This is a genomic window from Wenzhouxiangella sp. YN1, assembly GCF_056324145.1.
Genome location: NZ_JBJNIO010000154.1, coordinates 238,619 through 256,132 on the forward strand (window position 1 = coordinate 238,619; position 17,514 = coordinate 256,132).

Genomic DNA, 17,514 nt, shown 5'->3' on the forward strand with positions numbered 1-17,514 from the left:
TTTGAGAAACTGTAAACTTATACAGTATTCTGATTCATCCATCCGGAGTCCGCAATGTCGGCCAAAGCGCGCATTGAACAACTGCTCAACCGCCGTTCCGATCTGTGGCGCGGGCGCGGGCGCGGGCGCCAATCCCTGCCGGTGGCCGCCACCGGCCTGGGCTGGCTCGACCGCGGCCTGCCCGGCGGCGGCTGGCCGCTGGGCCGCCTGACCGAGCTGCAGCCGCGCTTGCCCGGGTGCGGCGAGCTCGGCCTGCTGCTGCCGTTTTTCGCGCGCTGCACACAGCAGGGGCAGCCGGTGGTGCTGGCCGGGCCGACCCTGGTGCCGGGGCCGCAGGCGCTTGCCGGGGCCGGGGTGGTGCTCGAACATCTGATCGTGGTGCGCGCGGTCGACGAGGCGCTGTGGGCGGCCGAGCAGTGCCTGAAAAGCGGGCTGTGCGGCAGCGTTGCGGTGTGGCCTCCGAGCGGCCGCGTCGGAGAAAAAGCCGTGCGCCGCCTGCAGCTGGCCGCCGGAGATGGCCCGGGGCCGGCTTTCGTGATCTATCGCCCCGACCAGACGCCGCCGCCTTCCGTGTCGACCCTGCGTCTGGGGCTTGCGCCCGGGCCTGAAATCGAGGTTCTGCGCAGCCCGGCCGGGCTGGTCGAGTCGAAGCGTCTGGATCCGAAAGCCGGGTCTCCCGTCGACCTGGCGAGCTATCGTCGTCATGCCCGGTCGAGATAGCGCCAGGCGCAGCGAGCTGTGGCTCGGGCTGTACTGCCCGCAGCTGCCGCTGATGGCGGCCTGGCAGTGCGATCGACAGGTGCCGCCGCTGCATGCCGTGCACCGCCATCATCGCGGCCGCCACGTCATCGTGCAGGCCAGCGCGGCCGCCCGCCGGGCCGGGGTCTGCGCGGGCCAGCCCCTGGCCACAGCTCTGGCCGTGGCGCCAGCCCTGCACAGCCGCCCGCGCGATTTACGGGCTGAAACCTCCCTGCTCGAGCAGCTGGCGCTGACCGCCTGGCAGCACAGCAGCCACGTCGTGCAAGTGCCGCCCGACAGCGTGCTGCTCGAGATTGCCGGCAGCCGGCGCCTGTACCGCGGGCTGCGGCCGCTGGTCGAGGCCTTGCGGACAGACCTCGAGCGCCGCGGGCTTGAGGTGCAGCTCGGCTCGGCGCCGGTTGCGGCCACGGCCTGCCTGTTTGCCCGCCACGGCCTGCATGCCGCCGGCATCAACAACATGCGCGAGAAACTGCACGGGCTTTCGCTGACCGCGCTGGCCGCCGACGACAAACAGGCGCGGGCGCTGGCCGGCTGTGGGCTGAAATCGGTGGCCGAGCTTCTGCGCCTGCCGGCGCCCGAGCGGGCGCGGCGTTTTGGTCCGGCGCTCGGCCGACACCTGCTCTGTCTGGAAGGGCGCCAGCCCACCGCGCTGGCCGCCTGGCAGCCGCCGCAGACATTCCGGCTGCGTCTGGAACTGCCGGCGGCCAGCAGCGACAGCTCGGCCCTGTTGTTCGTCTTCCGCCGCGCGCTCGAGCGCATGGCGCACTGGCTTGACGTTCGCGATCAGGCGCTTGTGCGCCTGCATATCTCGCTGCATCGCGAGAACGGCGGCGGCAGCATTCCGCTGAGAGTCGGACTGTCGCGCCCGGGCGTGGATGTCGACAGGCTGTTGGAGCTGCTTGCGCTCAAGCTCGAGAATCTCGAGCTGCCGGCGGCCGTGGAAGCCGTGGAGCTGAGCGCTGAGAGCACCGATGAATATTGCCCGCCCCAGGCAGATCTGTGGGGCGGTCATGATGGCTACAACAATCGTCATGACAATCGCGACGACGCCTGGCCGGCGCTGCTGGACCGGCTCAGGGCGCGGCTGGGTGACGACGGTTTGTCCGGCCTGGCGCCGCGGCCCGATCATCGCCCCGAAAAGGCCTGGCGCTGGGTCGAGCCGGGAACGGCGACGCAATGCGAGGATACGCGCCCGCGCCCGACCTGGCTGCTGCCCGTGCCAAAGCCCTGTCGGCGCGAAAATTTGCGGCTGGAGGAAGGGCCCGAGCGCATCGAGGTCGGCTGGTGGGACGGTGCGCGCTGTCAGCGTGATTATTTCATCGCCCGCGACCGTCATGGCCGCCGCGTCTGGGTCTTTCATGAACACCAGTCACCGAGAGGATGGTTCATCCACGGCCTGTTCGAACCCTAGGTTTTGGCTCGGCAGCAGGGACAGTCGCGCATAAGTGGCAGCAATGCTGCTACGCTTTGTGGTTGGTCATGACTCCGCAAGGACACAGGTCCGCCTCATGTCGCAGCATCAGGCATCCGCCGACAACCGGCTCCAGCAGACCATCGAAGAGCTGAAAAAGGCCGAACGCATACAGAAAGCCCTGTTCCAGATTTCCGATCTGGCCGGCGCAAACCTGGACACCGACGATATCCTGCAGCGGCTGCATCAGATCATTGCCGAGCTGATGTATGCCGAGAATTTTTATATTTTTCTCTACAATGCCGACCAGGATACGGTTCGCTTCCGCTATTTTGTCGACGTGGCCACCCAGCCTCCCGATCTGTCGGCCAACATTCCGCTTGAAGATATCAAGCACAGCCTGACCTGGTACGTGATCCGCCTGGGCAAGGCGTTGCGTGGATCAATCAGTGACATCGAGAAGATGATACCCGGGCCGCTCAAGTTTCTGGGCGCTACCACCAATGACTGGCTGGGAGTGCCCATGCTCGACGGCAATCAGGTTCGGGGCATGCTGGTTCTGCAAAGCTACAACCAGGAAAACCGTTACAGCCAGGAAGAGCAGCACCTTCTGAGCTTCGTGGCCAGCCATATTCTGACCATGCTGCAGCGTCGTCAGGCCCACAAGGACCTGGAAGAGGCGGTTGTGGCCCGAACGCGGGAGCTCGCCGAAGCCAATCGATCCCTGCAGGTGGAAGTCGCTCAGCGACGTCGTGGTGAGCGCCTGCAAAGGGCGCTGTTCCATATTGCCGAGCAGGCCAGTGAGGCGGGCCGGGAAAAAGATTTTTTCCAGCTGGTTCATCGTGAAGTGGGGCAGCTGATCTATGCCGAGAATTTCTTCATCGCGCTGCTGGTCGATCAGAATCAGGCTCTGGAGTTCGGCTACTATGCTGACGAGTTCATGCAGCCGCAAGAAAAGCGCCGCCTCAGCGGCGGCTTGACCGAATACGCCCTCAAGCAGGATGGCGGCGTCCTGCTGATGCAAAAAGACACGCTGGCGCTGATCGAGGCAGGCAAGGTCAATCCCCAGGGCCAGGGGGCACTGCCTTGTGCATGGATGGGCGTGCCGCTGCAGTGTGAGGGCAAGACCCTTGGTTTGCTGGCGGTGCAAAGCTACCGCGAAGATCGCCTCTACCAGGAAGGGGATCTTGACCTGCTGCGTTTTGTATCCAACCAGCTGGCCAGCAGCCTGGAGCGCAAGCGCGCATTGACGTCTTTGCGAGAGGCTAAAGAGACGCTGGAGCAACGCGTTCTCGAGCGCACTCGAGAACTGTCGAAGGCCAATGAGGCATTGGCTGAGCAGAGCCTGACCGATCCGTTGACGGGGCTGCGTAACCGCCGCTATCTGGTAGAGCAGGCGCCGGCTGATGTTGCTCTGGTTGATCGTTACTATCGCGACCAGAATACCGCGCCCGGTGAGCAGCTGGGCGAGAATGTCGATCTGCTGTTTCTCATGCTCGATATTGATCACTTCAAACAGATCAACGATCAATATGGGCATTCAGCTGGCGATCGGGTGCTCGAACAGGTTCGCGATATTCTCAACCAGAGTATTCGGGAGTCGGATACGGCCGTGCGCTGGGGTGGAGAGGAGTTCTTGATCATGGCGCGCTTTACCGATGCCTGCTTTGCTCCCCGCCTGGCCGAGCGACTGCGCAGATCCATGGCCGAGTATGAGTTTGACCTGGGCAGGGATCTCACTGTCCGCCTGACTTGCTCGCTCGGCTACGCTCAATACCCGATATTTCCGGCGCGCCCCGGCCACGTGCACTGGGAGGAGGTGATCAACGTGGCGGATCAGTGCCTGTACGCCGCCAAGCGCACCTGGCGGGATGCCTGGGTGGGCGTGCGCTGGGCCGAGTTGCCGCCACCCCGCAGTCTGCCCAAGCGGTTGACGCGCGTATTGCCGGAGCTCATCGAGTCTGGCCATCTGGAAGTGGCCACATCGGGTCCTGACGGCACTCGGATCGAGTGGCCGGATTAGCCGCGGGCCCTGCCGCACTGGGCTCTGGCGGAAACCGGGATGACAGCGCGGCGCGCTGTCATCCCGGCGGGTTTTGAGGGATGCCATAACCACATCAATCGAAGAAGGCCGCTACCTGGACACCGTCAAAAGAGTCAGATTTGGCTTTCAGAAGCAGATAGTGCCAGCCAGTGCCCGGGTTGGAGACGATGAGCGTTTCATCGTTGCCGGGGGCGGTGCCGGCGTTGTCGTAATCTGACGTTCCTGGCCAGCCACCATGTTTCTGATACAGGTCGGCGTCGCCTTCACCGCCGCTCATTTCCAGACGCAGCGTACCGGTGCCTTCAGGTACGTAAATATAGAGCCAGACATCTTCCTGTACCGTGCTGGCGGAAAGCCCGCCGCGCTTGCAGCCGTTTTCCAACTCGCGCTCATCTTCGAGCGTGCATTCACCCACCCCGGGTTCAGGCGGTGGTTCGCTGCCGCCATCGTCATCATCATTGCCGGAGGTATCAAAGCGATCAGCAAAGATGCTGTCGCCACCGCTCGGCGGCGGGTCCACTGGCGGTCCGCCGCAGGCCGAGGTGTCACCGTTGCCGCTGTGAAAGCAGATCAGCCACTCGCGGAATTCGTTGTTGTAGATGTTGCGGACAGGGTCTAGCCAATTACGATATCCCGGGTGGTAATTGCCGGCCCGGGTGATTGTGAACATGGCATCCAGTTCCGCTTCGTGCCGCTCGAACATGAAACGAGTGGCCAAGTAACCCCATTGATAGATGCGCTCCTGGCTGCTGTTGTAGTCGTTGTCGAAAATCTGTCCGAGCGTGAACTTATCAGGATTGGATGCTGAGTTGACGGCACCGACGTTGGTTACCTGGCGGAAGCTCCATGACATGTACTCGGCAAATCCCTCGATGAACCAGATGGCCGATGCCGGGGAACTCATCGGATAGTCAGAAAACATGCCCCACCAGTTGAAGCGGCCGTCCAGATAGTGGATGTATTCATGGGTGAGGTTCCACACATGGAACTCGGGTCGCATCCACTCCGCCTCATAAGCGATGAAGCGAGCCTGGTTATTTGGGTCGGAAGGGTCACCCTCCAGGTACATGCCACCATTGTTGGTATCGTTTCCGAACAAGGTGCCGGAGTAGGTTTCATAGTCGCTACTGGAGTGAAAGATGATCATCTCCAGCGTTTCGTTGTAGTCATCGTCCACCGGCACATGGTTGGTCTGCAGACGTTCGTGAAAAAAGACCTCTTCAGCACTGACTTCAGCGCAAACCTCATCGAGCTGACCGGGGGTCAATGCCTGGCTGCGTACGCGCAGTGTAGGGCTGCAGTCTCGGGCATGTTGTTCGGGCAGAATGAAGTCCTCCAGATCCTCTGCAAAGGTACACAAGGCAAAATATGCGCAGTGCTCGCTATCTTCATAGTCGATGATGCCGGCCATGCGCACATAAACGCCGGTTCCGGGGCCGGTCATGCTGAACTGATCCAGAACGGACTTGACCTTGGGGTGAACCTGGTTGTGGAATGGTTCCGGATAGCCCCAGGCACCCTTGATCAGAAAGCGGGCCAGCTCTCCGGCGGCGTTTTGCAGCATGTACTCACGATCACTGCCCAGGTCCGCGTTCTTGTTGGTGTTGATGAAATCAACCAGGGTATCCAGAATTCCAGTATTGCCTTGCTGCTGCACGGCCGTGCGAAAATCGGCCAGCTGCTGCCCGCGAAACAGTACGGTAAAGACGTTGTTGACCGCGGCCTCCATGTACCAGAGCCCGTGGTGGGAAGGGCCATAGCGATCGAGGACTCCGCTTATGGTGTCGATCTGAGTGGCGTTTCGCTCAGCACTGTCGATCAGGGTGATCACTTCGGACAGGATTTCGCCGTGAGCATCATTGACGTCCGTGAAGTGGCTGTTGTTCTTGAACGCGTTGAGTGCCTGATCAATGGCTGCATCCAGCGCCGGTCCATAGCTTCCGATCTGGCCGCTGTTGTAAAATTGCACGTAGTATCCCGCGCGCAGATAGAGAACCAGCTGCAGCATGCCACTGCTGTTATTGCCCGGATAGCTTGCCGCGTCGACCGCCATGGCATTGGCGATGCTGATCATCTGGGACTGGGAAAAAATGCCTGCGCCTGTTGCGCCATCGACGCTGAACAGCGAGTTGATGCACCCTGCTGATGCGGCCTTTACGGCGCTGACAAGGGCTGAACCATCAAGGCCGGTGAAATTGCCCACGCCACAGCCGGCGAGTACTTGCGCTGGCCGTGCCGGCGACGGACGATCATAGTCCAGTCGCAGATGCTCACGGGTCGACGGAAGGGGCGGCAACGGAGATTGGTTGCTTGCATGCGGCTGCACGTGCATTACAGGCGGGCGCGCAGATGGGTCGCTGGCAGGCTTCGGACCCTGGTTACTGGCCATTATCACGCGGCCATCGCTGGCCATGCCGGACGATGCCGCCAGAAGTAACAGAGCTGTGGTAATCAGCAGGCCAGAAAAGGCCCGCCGGGTCATGACGCTGGTCAACATGAGTTCTCCCTGGATAAAAATCATCATTCACTCAGCGCTGCAAGAAAGCGCTGATGAAGCTGCATTGATAATTTAACGGTGGAGCATGTTGAGAATCTTGAAAGATAGTTCCGACTTGACGTATCAATTTGCACAAACCAGTCTGTTATCGATCTGCAGCACACCGAGTACTGACCAAGTGACATTGATATTCGATTCACCAGCCATGACAAAAGACCGATTCATCGGTCGGGTTACTGGGCATGCATTCGTTCGCGCTCTATTTGATCGGATGCCCGACATGGTCTTTTCAATCAAGGATAGTCGCGGCCGCTATATGCACATGGCCGAGGAGGGGATTCGGCGATTCGGGCTGAGTCAGCCGCTCGAGGTGGTGGGCAAGACCGTTTTTGATCTGTTTCCGGAACCCATGGCCAGACGCTACCATGAGCAAGACCAGCAGCTGTTCAACAATGGAGAACCCATTACCGACAACCTTGATCTCACGATTTATCGGGGTGGAGGTGCCGGCTGGTGCTTGACAACAAAAGAGCCGTTATTTGATGCCGCTGGAGACATCATCGGTCTTGCCTGTCTATCCAAGGATCTGGCCGAGGCGACATCTGCAGCGCTGGTCGATTCGCGCCTGGCCCGTGTTGTTGACGGTTTGCAGGAAACGCCGCCCAGACCACTGACGGTGGAGTCGATGGCTACGGCGGCTGGCTTGTCGGTGCCGCAGTTGAACCGCCGCATGAAAAAGATCTTTCACCTGACAGCCGGGCAGTACATCATCAAGGCGCGCATTGATCGGGCAACGCGACTATTGTCTGACAACGACATGCCGCTTGCTGATATTGCCGCAGAGCTCGGGTTTTCCGACCAGAGCGCGCTGTCGCGACAGTTTCGACAGGTCACGGGAATGACGCCCAGGCAATATCGCCAGCTGGGACGCCAGAACAGCCTCTGAATGCGCCCCTCGCGCGCGATCGGCGAAGGCTGCCGGAGATTGTCGGGTAATTGCTCCGGATCCAGCACCATTGGCCAGGCAGAAAAAAAGGGGCTGCGACAGCGTCGCAGCCCCTTGATTGATCTGGCTCCCCGGGTCGGATTCGAACCAACGACCTAGTGATTAACAGTCACCCGCTCTAACCAGCTGAGCTACCGGGGAATTGTGAAGCCGTGTATTGTGCGCATCCTCGGCGCTGTAGTCAAGCCCCTTTTGGCTTGCGGTCGCGCAGGCGCGTCTGTGCGGGTGAATTTCTGCCTGTCTGGGTATACAATCAAGCGTTTGCCCGGCCAAGGGTGTACTGGCTGGCAAGTCATCGCGCTGGTTCGCCCTGTCCGGGGAGCCAGTCAAGCACCTACGACAGACTGCAGGAGCACGCATGGAGCGCACACTGTCCATCATCAAACCCGATGCCGTAGCCAAGAACGTGATCGGTGAAATCTACAGCCGTTTCGAGCGGGCCGGCCTGAAAATTGCCGCTGCCCGAATGAAGCATCTCTCCCGTGAAGAGGCCGAGGGCTTTTATGCCGTCCATCGCGAGCGGCCGTTTTTCAAGGATCTGGTGGAATTCATGATTTCCGGTCCGGTCATGGTTCAGGTGCTTGAGGGCGAAGACGCCATTGCGCGCAACCGCGAGATCATGGGCGCGACCGACCCGAGCCAGGCTGCTCCCGGCACCATTCGAGCCGACTTTGCCAACAGCATCGACGCCAATGCAGTGCATGGTTCAGACGCCGAAGAAACCGCCAGAGAGGAAATTGCCTTCTTTTTTGGCGCTGATGAGATATACTCGCGCTAATTACCAGCGAAAGCACACAAATGCCCGCAGGGCCTGAAGAAATCACCAATCTCCTCGGTCTCGACCGCGGAGGGCTTGAGCGGTTTTTCGTCGACCTCGGCGAAAAACCCTTCCGCGCGCGCCAGATATTGCAGTGGATCCATCAGCGTGGTGTGAGTGATTTCGAGCAGATGACTGATCTGTCCAAGGCGTTGCGCGAACGCCTGAAAGCCCGTGCGGGAGTGGCCCCGCCCAGGGTGATGCGGGAGCAGCGCTCGGCGGACGGCACGATCAAATGGCTGATGTCGATTGCCGGCGGCAATGCTGTCGAGGCGGTTTACATCCCCGAGACCAGCCGCGGCACCCTGTGCATTTCTTCGCAGGTGGGGTGCATGCTCAACTGCACCTTCTGTTCCACGGCTACCCAGGGGTTCAACCGCAATCTTGATGCGGCGGAGATCATCGGGCAGGTCTGGCTCGCTGCACAACGCTTGCGCGAGATTCACGGCGGGGAGCGGCACGTAACCAATGTGGTGTTCATGGGCATGGGAGAACCCATGCTCAATCTCAACGCGGTTCGTCCCACGCTTTCCCTGTTGCGCGATGATCTGGCCTATGGCCTGGCCTCGCGTCGAGTGACCATCTCCACTGCCGGCGTCATTCCCGGCATCGACGGCCTGGCCGAAGGCGATGAGTTTGCCCTGGCGGTCTCGCTTCATGCGGCCGACAATGATCTGCGCACTCGGCTGGTGCCGCTCAATCGCAAGTATCCGGTTGAAGAGCTGATCGCGGCCTGCAAGCGCTTTGTCAAGGCGCGCCCGCGGCGTTCGGTGACGTTCGAATACACCATGATTGACGGCGTCAATGACCAGCCGGAGCACGCCCGCGCCGTGGTGCGTCTGCTCAGTGTGCTGCCGGCAAAAATCAATCTGATCCCCTTCAATCCGTTTCCCGGCACGCCGTTCGAGTGCTCCTCGGATGAAGCCATCTACGAGTTCCAGAAGATCACTCGTGCCGCCGGCCTGATCACTACCGTGCGCAAGACCCGTGGTGAGGACATCGATGCTGCCTGCGGACAGCTGGTGGGCAAGTTGCTCAGCCCCAGCCAGCGTCGCCAGATCGTTCAGCAGCAGCTGGCCAGTCAGGTAATGGCCGTATGAGTCGCGCGCGCCTGTTTGTGGCCATTGTGACTCTTCTGCTGCTGGCGGTCGGCTGCGCCAGCTCGCAACCACGGCCCGGAACATCCGGGCGGGCCGGCATGGATCGAGTCAGCCCGGTGCGGGCTGCGGACGTCAACACGCGTCTCGGGATCGGCTACTTTCAGCGCGGTGATCTGCAGCTGGCCATGGAGAAGCTCGAACGCGCCGTTGAGCTCGACCCGGCCCATGTGCCTGCCTATGCGACGCTGGGAATGATTCAGGAGCGCCTGGGGCGCGACTCCAGAGCTCGTCGCTACTATCGTGAAGCGGCCCGGCTGGCGCCTGAAGACGGCGCGACCCTCAACAGCTACGCCACCTTCTTGTGCCGGCAGGGCGAGTACAACCAGGCCGACGAGTTTTTTCAGCGCGCCATCAATGATCCCTTTTACGAGACTCGCGAAGTGGCGTACACCAATTCAGGCGCCTGCGCTCGCAGAAACGGGCGCCTGGACTTTGCCGAGGAGCAGCTGCGGCAGGCCCTGGAGGTCAGCGCCGAGTACCCGGATGCGCTGTACCATCTGGCCCAGCTGTTCTTGCAGCAGGGCGATGCTTTTCGGGCGCGCGCCTTTCTTCAGCGCCTGGAGTCGGTATCCGATGCCGATGCCGGAACGCTCGCGCTGGGGCATCGAATCGAACAACGCCTCGGCAACGGGCGGGAGGCGAGCCGCTACTTCGAGCGCCTGGAGGAACGCTTCCCCGATTCGGCCGAGGCGCGAAATATAAGACAGCAGACCAGCCAAGATGACTGAAAACACCAGCGCGAACGAAGACAGGGAGCAAAAGCCTGCCGACAGACGGCAGCGCTATGCGGATATCGGTGCCAGGCTGCGCAAACAGCGTCAGGCGCTGTCGTTAAGCCAGAAGGATATGGCCCGCCGGCTGCGCCTGCCCGGCATCGTGGTCAACGACATCGAAACCGGTCAGATCGAGCAGTTGTCCAGTATCTATCGCCGCGGCTATATCCGCAATTACGCCCAGGCCCTTGATCTGGACCCGGAGGTGCTCCTGGTCGACGCGGGCGAGGACTCACCGCCGGAGCTCAAGGCCGCTTTCCCGGTCGCGCCACAGCGCGAGTGGCAGTTTGAGCGATACTTGAAGATTGCCACGTATGCCATTGTTACCGTTGCCATTATTCCACCCCTGGTTTACTTTTTCATTGCCGGCGGCATGCGTATTCTCGAGCGCGACCCGGGCGTTGGCCCGAATTCAGTCGCGGTCCGTTCCGACACTCCATCCGGACACGACCAAAGGGCCGCTGCTGATCACGGCGAAGAATCAGGAAAGCAGGCTGACCGGCGCCGGCCGGCAGCTTCTGCAGGGCACGTGTCGGCTTCCGCGATTCCACTCAAGACCATTCGGCCGGTCAGCGAAACCATCGAAGGGCCGGTTCTTCCGACAGATCTCACGCCAGACCAGCAGATGTCTGCACCGACAGCTGATGAGGTGGCTGACGGACTGACATCTTTGCACCTTGAGCTGCTCGACGACAGCTGGATCGAGATTCACGATGCCGAGGGCGAACGTCTGGAATATGACCTGTTGCGTAGCGGCCAGACCCGCAGTTACCAGGCGCAGGCGCCTTTTCGGCTGTTGCTGGGGCGCTCGAGTGCGGTCGATTTGCGAATTGACGGTGAAAAAGTGACCTGGGAGGGGCACGAGAGCGGTGATGTGGCCGATATCGCGATTGCCGCCGACGGCAGCGTGGAGCCGCAGCAACCGTAACGCTGCAGAAAGCACGAAACCAGCAAGGCTGGCGCTGTTGCCAGCTCAGGGCGTATCGCCATGACACCAAGCCCGCCGCCGGCGGGCTTGCCGTTTTTGATGGAATTCAAGCGATGAACAACATTCAGTCGATTCGCGGCATGCACGATGTTCTGCCAGAGCACACGCCGCTGTGGCGCTGGCTCGAACAGCGTTTGGCACGGGCATTTGCTGCTTATGATTATCACGAGATTCGCCTGCCCATTCTGGAAAAGGCGGAGGTGTTCACTCGTGCCATTGGCCAGTCCACGGACGTGGTTGAAAAGGAGATGTACGCCTTCGAAGACCGCAATGGCGAACTGCTCAGCCTGCGGCCGGAGGGCACCGCTGGCGTGGTTCGCTCTGCGATTCAGCATGGTTTGTTGCAAACGCCCGGGCGCAAGGTGTGGTATCAAGGGCCGATGTTCCGCCACGAGCGGCCGCAAAAGGGACGGCAAAGGCAATTCCACCAGTTCGGCGCCGAGATGTTCGGCCTGGAGCAGCCGGCGGCCGACGTTGAAGTCATCGCTCTGGGCGAGCGTCTGTGGCGCGAGCTCGGGCTGTCGGATCGAATCCGGCTTGAAATCAACACGCTCGGAGACCGCGAAGATCGCAAGCGCTACCGTCAGAAACTGATCGACTACCTCGAGCCGTTCCGCGAGCGCCTGGACAAGGACAGCCAGCGACGGCTGGACAGCAATCCGCTGCGGATTTTCGACAGCAAGGATGAGCAGACGCAGGCCATCATGGCGGAGGCACCGAAGCTGACCGATGCGCTGGGAGACGAGGCGCGCTCGCACTTTCGCCAGGTCTGCGAGCTGCTCGATCACCTGGGCATCAACTACCGCATCAACACCGGCCTGGTGCGCGGGCTGGACTATTATTGTCGTACCGTGTTCGAGTGGATGACCGATGAGCTGGGCGCCCAGGGCACGGTGTGTGCCGGCGGGCGCTACAACGACCTGGTAGCCATGCAGGGAGGGCGCGATACCCCGGGTATCGGGTTTGCCTTGGGGGTCGAACGGCTGCTGGCGATGCTCACGGCCGCGGGCGTGACCCGAGATCAGCGCGCCGACGTGTTTGTGGTCAGCATGGTCTCTGCGGCCGACATGCTGGTGGTCGCCGAGGAGATCCGCGATCAGCTGCCGGGGCGCGGCGTTGCCGCCGCGTTGTCCGGGGGCAGCATGCGCTCGCAGTTCAAGCGGGCTGACCGCAGCGGGGCCCGCTGGTGCGTCATCCTCGGCGAAGACGAATTTGCTGAAGGCAAGGCGTCCATCAAGGACCTGCGCGGCGAGTCCGGGCAGGAGCTCATCGCGCTGGATGAGCTGGGTAATCGCCTGAATTCTTTGCTTGCCGCCGAGCGGCAGGACTGATTTATCATAGGCGACTGATTTTCTTTCAATGCCTATCGCAAGGAACTGATCGACATGGCCGTAGAGCTTTATGACGAGCACGAGCAGGGCGAGCGCGTTCGCCGCTGGATCAAGGAAAACAGCCCGGCGATTGTGGTTGGCCTGGTTCTCGCCTTTGGCGGTATTTTCGGATTTCGTTACTGGCAGGATCACCGCGCCGAGCAGCAGGTGCTGGGTTCGGAGTACTACCAGGTGGTTCGCCAGCAGATCGAGAATGACGAGCTCGACAAGGCGGAGTCGGAGTTCAAGGCCATGCAGGACGTGGCCGGCAACACCGCCTATGCGGGCCTGACCAGCCTGTACCTGGCCGCTGCTCGGGTCGATAACGGGCGCCTGGGCGCGGCAGCCGAGCTTTATCAGAGCGTTCTCGACAACCGGCGACTGAAGTCGCTGTGGCCCGTTGCTCGCCTGCGGCTGGCCCGCGTGCTCGAGGCGCAGGGAGAATATGAGGATGCCCTGGCGCTGATCGACGGCGAGGCGCCGGACGGTTTTGCCGCAGCCTGGGCTGAAACCCGTGGCGATTTACTGTTCGAACGCGGCATGGTCGATGAAGCCCGGGCAGCGTGGGAGGACGCTGTCGCCCGGCGCACTGCCGATGGCATGAGCGCCAATCTGCTGCAGATCAAGCTTGACGCTGCGACCCGTGGTGGAGATGCTTCGTGACCCGGCAGGGGCGCCTACCGGTACTGATCTTTGCTGTACTGCTGCTTGCTGGCTGCCAGACCATTGGCGGCTGGTTCAGCAGCAAAGATGACCTCGAGCCCGCAGAACTGACCGCTATCGAACAAACGGTACCGGTTGAACGTCTCTGGTCGGTGAACACCGGCAAGGGAATCAACCGCAGCAAGCCCCGGATTCGACCGGTCATCGAGGATGAGCACATCTGGGTGGCGGACTACCGCGGCAAGATCACGGCGGTTGACCTGGAAACCGGTCGAATCGAGCGCGAGATAGACCTTGGCCTGCCGATCTCGGCGGGCCCGGCGCTGGCCGATGATCTCATCATGGTCGGCACTTTCGATGGTGAACTCATTGTCATCGATCGCGAATCCGGGCAGATTCGCTGGCGCAAGCAGCTTTCCTCCGAGATTCTCGCTTTGCCGGTGCTGCATGACGGCATTGTCGTCGCACGCGCAATCGACGGCCGCGTATTCGGCCTGGATCGTAGCGACGGCGCTCGCCTGTGGATCTACGATCGCAGTGTGCCCTTGCTGAGCCTGCGTGGCAACAGCGACCCTTTTGCGCGGGCAGGGCAGGTGTTCATCGGCTTCGATGACGGGCTGGTTGCGGCCTTGCGCGTCTCCGATGGCTCGGTTCTCTGGGAGCAGCGCGTGAGCTCGCCGGAGGGCCGCACCGAGCTTGATCGTCTGGCCGACATCGACGGGCCGATGATCGTCGTCGGTACCGAGCTTTATGTCGTGACCTATCACGGTCGTCTGGCCGGGCTGGCGCTTGAGTCCGGGCGCACGCTCTGGGTCAAGGATGTTTCCTCGGCCAGTGGCCTGAGCCTGCGCCGCACTCAGCTTGCAGTGACCGATCGCAAGGACCACCTCTGGCTCATCGATCGACGCAACGGCGCTACGTTGTGGCATGACGAACAGCTTCTGCGGCGCGAGCTGACGCGTCCCGTTTTTCTCTCCGGGCTGGTCACGGTCGGAGACCTTGAAGGACATGTGCACTTTTTCGATGCCGACAGTGGCCAGATCGTGGCGCGGATCAGGGCCGGCAAGAAGGCCTTCGCGTCCGCCCCGCTGGTCAAGGGCAACCGGCTGTTCCTGTTTGATGAAGACGGCAAGCTGAGTGCCTGGCGGGTCGGTCGCTAGTGTGTGATCCGGGAGCCTGAAGCAGGTGTCTTTGCTGCCGGTGGTGGCCATAATCGGGCGCCCGAACGTGGGCAAGTCCACGCTTTTCAACGCGCTCACGCGTACTCGGGACGCGCTGGTTGCCGACACGCCCGGCGTCACCCGCGATCGTATCTATGGGCAGGCCAGACTGGACGAGCGCCCGATCATCCTGATCGATACAGGCGGTCTTGACGAGGCTGAAGACGAGATCGAAGCCGGTGCTCAGGCGCAGACTCGCACGGCCATCGACGAAGCCGACCTGGTCATCATGCTGACCGATGCGCGCGCCGGCATCCTGCCGGTGGAGCACGAGATTGCCGGCGATCTGCGCCAGCGCGGCAAACCAGTGGTGCATGCCGTCAACAAGACGGACGGTCTGGATGCTGACATGGCGTTGGCTGAAGCGGCTGAGCTGGGGCTGGGTGAAATCTGCCCGATTGCCGCCAGCCATCGGCGCGGGCTGGAAAGTCTGGCGCGCGCGCTAACGGAGAAATTACCGCCGGCCGTCGACCCGGGCCTGCCCGATGATGATGGCCTCCGGCTGGCTTTGATCGGACGCCCCAACGCCGGAAAATCGACCCTGCTCAATCGGCTGCTCGGGCAGGAACGCGCCTTGACCACGCCGATTGCCGGCACCACCCGGGATCCGGTCCACGCCACGGTCGAGCGTGACGGGGTGCGCTATCACCTGATCGATACTGCCGGCATACGCCGTCGCCGCGGCCAGCATGAAGGCGTTGAGCGCTTCAGCACCATCAAGGCCCTGCAGTCGGTCGATCAGGCGCGTATCGTTTGCCTGGTCTGCGACGCGGTCGAAGGCATTACCGACCAGGATGCCCGCCTGGCGGGCCACGTCATCGACGCCGGCCGCGGCCTGATTGTGGCACTCAACAAATGGGATGCAATCGATGGCGACCGCAGGCGCGCGGTGCTGGTGGAGGTGGCCGAGCGCCTGGGTTTTGCCCGCTTTGCGCCGACGGTCACGATTTCCGCTCTGCACGGCAGCGGTCTGGGCGAATTGACCGACGCCATAGAGCATGTCCATGACGCCGGGGAGCAGGAGTTCTCCACCTCGGCGCTGACGCGCGTCCTGCGCGACGCCGTCAACGCCCACCCACCACCGGCAATACGGAACAAGGTACCGAAGTTGCGCTACGCGCATGGTGGCGGCAAGTTTCCGACTCGCATCGTCATTCACGGCACGCGAACCCGCGGCATTCCGGACCAATACCGCCGTTATCTGATCAATCTGTTCCGCCAGCAATTCGAATTGACCGGCATGCCGGTGCAGCTGATCTTTCGTGAATCGGAAAACCCCTACGCTGGGCGGCGCAACCCGCTGACGCCCCGTCAGCAGGAAAAACGCCGGCGGCTGAAGCAGTTTTCCCGCAAGAAGGGCAAACGCTGAGGCTGCTGTGAAGACCCGCCCGCGGTCGCCTCAGACCCCGCCCAGCTGCTGATTGACATGCCTTGTCAGGCCGGGATCATCGGGCAGTGTTTCGGCGTGAAAACGCTTGACCAGCGCGCCGCGACGGTCGAACAGATACTTGCTGAAGCTGCCGCGCGGCAGAATTGAACTGCCGTGCTCCTGGAGCAGCTCCCGGAACAGCGGATGGGCCTCCGGCCCGCGGGTAGCATAGCGCCGGGTCACGATGAAAGTCGCCGGATAGTTTTCGCGCAGAAAGTGGTCGATCTCGGCTTCTTCCCGCGGCTCTTCCCCAAAGTCGTTGCAGGGAACCGCAACCACCATCAGCCCGTGGCGCCTGAACTGCGTATGCAGCTGTTGCAGGCCCTTGATTTGCGGCGTAAACCGAGCTTCGGTGGCAATGTTGACGATCAAGAACGGCTGGTTGCGATAGCGCTCGAGATAGATCCGTGCGCCTGAAAGATCCACGAAATGATGGTTGAAGAGATTCACGGCGACCGTCGCTCACTATCGGTTTTCACGCCCATCCTACTTTACAATATCGCGCATGACGAATTCCTCTGCACACACACTCGATGGTCGCGTGGTCGCCGACCGCCTGATCGCCAACGTGGCCGATGCGATCTCGCATCACGTCGAAGGCGGCGGGCGCCGACCCAGTCTGGCCGTGATTCTGGTTGGCGATGACCCGGCCTCGGAGATCTATGTCAATAACAAGATCCGCGCCTGCAAGCGCGCCGGCATGGTGTCGACGGATCATCGCCTGACCCACGGCGTCGGGCGGGGCGAGTTGCTGGCCTTGATCGATGCGCTCAATCGCGATGAGTCCGTGGACGGGATCCTGGTTCAACTGCCTTTGCCCGCTCATCTCGATGAACATGCAGTCACCCGCCGTATTGCCCCGGAAAAGGACGTTGACGGTTTTCACCCGGTCAACATGGGCCGGCTCGCGCTGCGTGATCCGGGGCTGCGTCCCTGTACGCCGCGCGGGGTCATGACGCTGCTCGCGGCCAACGGAATTGATACCAAGGGCATGAATGCGCTGGTGGTAGGTGCTTCCAACATCGTCGGTCGGCCGCTGGCGCTCGAGCTTCTTCTGGCCGGCGCGACAGTGACGGTGGCGCACCGTTTTACCCGCAACCTCGAAGCACTTGTCAGGCGCAGCGAGGTATTGTGCGTGGCGGTGGGCAAGCCCGGCATCGTCAAGCCGGAGTGGATTGCCGACGGTGCGATCGTCATCGATATCGGTATCAATCGCCGGCCCGACGGCAAGCTTCAGGGCGACCTGGACTTCGAGGCGGCTTCGCAGCGAGCCAGCTGGATCACGCCTGTCCCCGGCGGGGTAGGGCCGATGACGGTGGCCACGCTCATGCAGAACACGGTTGAGGCGGCCGGCCTGGTCGTACTGGCGCCCTGATG

Annotated in this window: 15 protein-coding genes and 1 tRNA gene; 13 read left to right on the plus strand and 3 right to left on the minus strand. The window is 62.0% G+C overall.

Annotated features, from left to right (window positions below; all coding sequences use genetic code 11):
• The first annotated feature begins 54 nt into the window (after positions 1–54).
• The 3 genes from ACEWQZ_RS10955 (at position 55) to ACEWQZ_RS10965 (ending at position 4,193) form a co-directional block, all read left to right on the plus strand.
• A complete protein-coding gene (locus tag ACEWQZ_RS10955; protein ID WP_476483117.1) occupies positions 55–720 on the plus strand; it encodes a hypothetical protein in 666 nt (221 codons plus the stop codon).
• Positions 704–2,170: a Y-family DNA polymerase gene (locus ACEWQZ_RS10960; protein WP_476483118.1), complete on the plus strand. Its 1,467-nt coding sequence runs from the start codon at positions 704–706 to the stop codon at positions 2,168–2,170. Before ACEWQZ_RS10955 ends, ACEWQZ_RS10960 begins: the two co-directional genes overlap by 17 nt.
• Before the next feature lie 97 nt (positions 2,171–2,267).
• Positions 2,268–4,193 carry a sensor domain-containing diguanylate cyclase gene (locus ACEWQZ_RS10965; RefSeq protein ID WP_476483119.1) on the plus strand — a complete coding sequence of 642 codons (1,926 nt, stop codon included), beginning with the start codon at positions 2,268–2,270 and terminating at the stop codon, positions 4,191–4,193.
• Positions 4,194–4,287: 94 nt separating this feature from the next.
• On the opposite strand, the gene ACEWQZ_RS10970 is transcribed toward ACEWQZ_RS10965, so the two are convergent.
• Entirely contained in the window at positions 4,288–6,738 is a 2,451-nt protein-coding gene (locus tag ACEWQZ_RS10970) for a M9 family metallopeptidase (protein ID WP_476483120.1), read from the minus strand.
• An 88-nt stretch (positions 6,739–6,826) separates the two neighbouring features.
• On the opposite strand from ACEWQZ_RS10970, the gene ACEWQZ_RS10975 reads away from it, so the two are divergent.
• A complete protein-coding gene (locus ACEWQZ_RS10975; protein ID WP_476483121.1) occupies positions 6,827–7,657 on the plus strand; it encodes a helix-turn-helix domain-containing protein in 831 nt (276 codons plus the stop codon).
• Positions 7,658–7,781: 124 nt separating this feature from the next.
• Here the strand turns inward: ACEWQZ_RS10975 and ACEWQZ_RS10980 are convergent.
• Positions 7,782–7,858 (minus strand) — tRNA-Asn (locus tag ACEWQZ_RS10980).
• A 217-nt stretch (positions 7,859–8,075) separates the two neighbouring features.
• Here ACEWQZ_RS10980 and ndk point away from each other — a divergent pair.
• The 8 genes from ndk to der all read left to right on the plus strand — a co-directional run bounded on the left by ndk (position 8,076) and on the right by der (position 16,077).
• Positions 8,076–8,495: a nucleoside-diphosphate kinase gene (gene ndk, locus ACEWQZ_RS10985; protein ID WP_476483122.1), complete on the plus strand. Its 420-nt coding sequence runs from the start codon at positions 8,076–8,078 to the stop codon at positions 8,493–8,495.
• A 20-nt stretch (positions 8,496–8,515) separates the two neighbouring features.
• Positions 8,516–9,634, plus strand: coding sequence for a dual-specificity RNA methyltransferase RlmN (gene rlmN / locus ACEWQZ_RS10990; protein WP_476483123.1), 1,119 nt, complete (start codon positions 8,516–8,518; stop codon positions 9,632–9,634).
• Positions 9,631–10,422: a type IV pilus biogenesis/stability protein PilW gene (gene pilW, locus ACEWQZ_RS10995; RefSeq protein ID WP_476483124.1), complete on the plus strand. Its 792-nt coding sequence runs from the start codon at positions 9,631–9,633 to the stop codon at positions 10,420–10,422. Before rlmN ends, pilW begins: the two co-directional genes overlap by 4 nt.
• Complete coding sequence (locus tag ACEWQZ_RS11000) at positions 10,415–11,395, plus strand: helix-turn-helix domain-containing protein (RefSeq protein ID WP_476483125.1); 981 nt, start codon at positions 10,415–10,417, stop codon at positions 11,393–11,395. Before pilW ends, ACEWQZ_RS11000 begins: the two co-directional genes overlap by 8 nt.
• A gap of 113 nt (positions 11,396–11,508) precedes the next feature.
• Complete coding sequence (gene hisS, locus ACEWQZ_RS11005; protein WP_476483126.1) at positions 11,509–12,786, plus strand: histidine--tRNA ligase; 1,278 nt, start codon at positions 11,509–11,511, stop codon at positions 12,784–12,786.
• 54 nt (positions 12,787–12,840) lie between these two features.
• Complete coding sequence (locus tag ACEWQZ_RS11010) at positions 12,841–13,488, plus strand: YfgM family protein (RefSeq protein WP_476483127.1); 648 nt, start codon at positions 12,841–12,843, stop codon at positions 13,486–13,488.
• Complete coding sequence (gene bamB / locus ACEWQZ_RS11015; RefSeq protein ID WP_476483128.1) at positions 13,485–14,648, plus strand: outer membrane protein assembly factor BamB; 1,164 nt, start codon at positions 13,485–13,487, stop codon at positions 14,646–14,648. Before ACEWQZ_RS11010 ends, bamB begins: the two co-directional genes overlap by 4 nt.
• A gap of 25 nt (positions 14,649–14,673) precedes the next feature.
• Positions 14,674–16,077, plus strand: coding sequence for a ribosome biogenesis GTPase Der (der, locus tag ACEWQZ_RS11020; RefSeq protein ID WP_476483129.1), 1,404 nt, complete (start codon positions 14,674–14,676; stop codon positions 16,075–16,077).
• Between the two features lie 30 nt (positions 16,078–16,107).
• On the opposite strand, the gene ACEWQZ_RS11025 is transcribed toward der, so the two are convergent.
• Positions 16,108–16,587: a glutathione peroxidase gene (locus tag ACEWQZ_RS11025; RefSeq protein WP_476483130.1), complete on the minus strand. Its 480-nt coding sequence runs from the start codon at positions 16,585–16,587 to the stop codon at positions 16,108–16,110.
• Positions 16,588–16,642: 55 nt separating this feature from the next.
• On the opposite strand from ACEWQZ_RS11025, the gene folD reads away from it, so the two are divergent.
• Positions 16,643–17,512 carry a bifunctional methylenetetrahydrofolate dehydrogenase/methenyltetrahydrofolate cyclohydrolase FolD gene (folD, locus tag ACEWQZ_RS11030; protein WP_476483131.1) on the plus strand — a complete coding sequence of 290 codons (870 nt, stop codon included), beginning with the start codon at positions 16,643–16,645 and terminating at the stop codon, positions 17,510–17,512.
• Positions 17,513–17,514 lie beyond the last annotated feature (2 nt).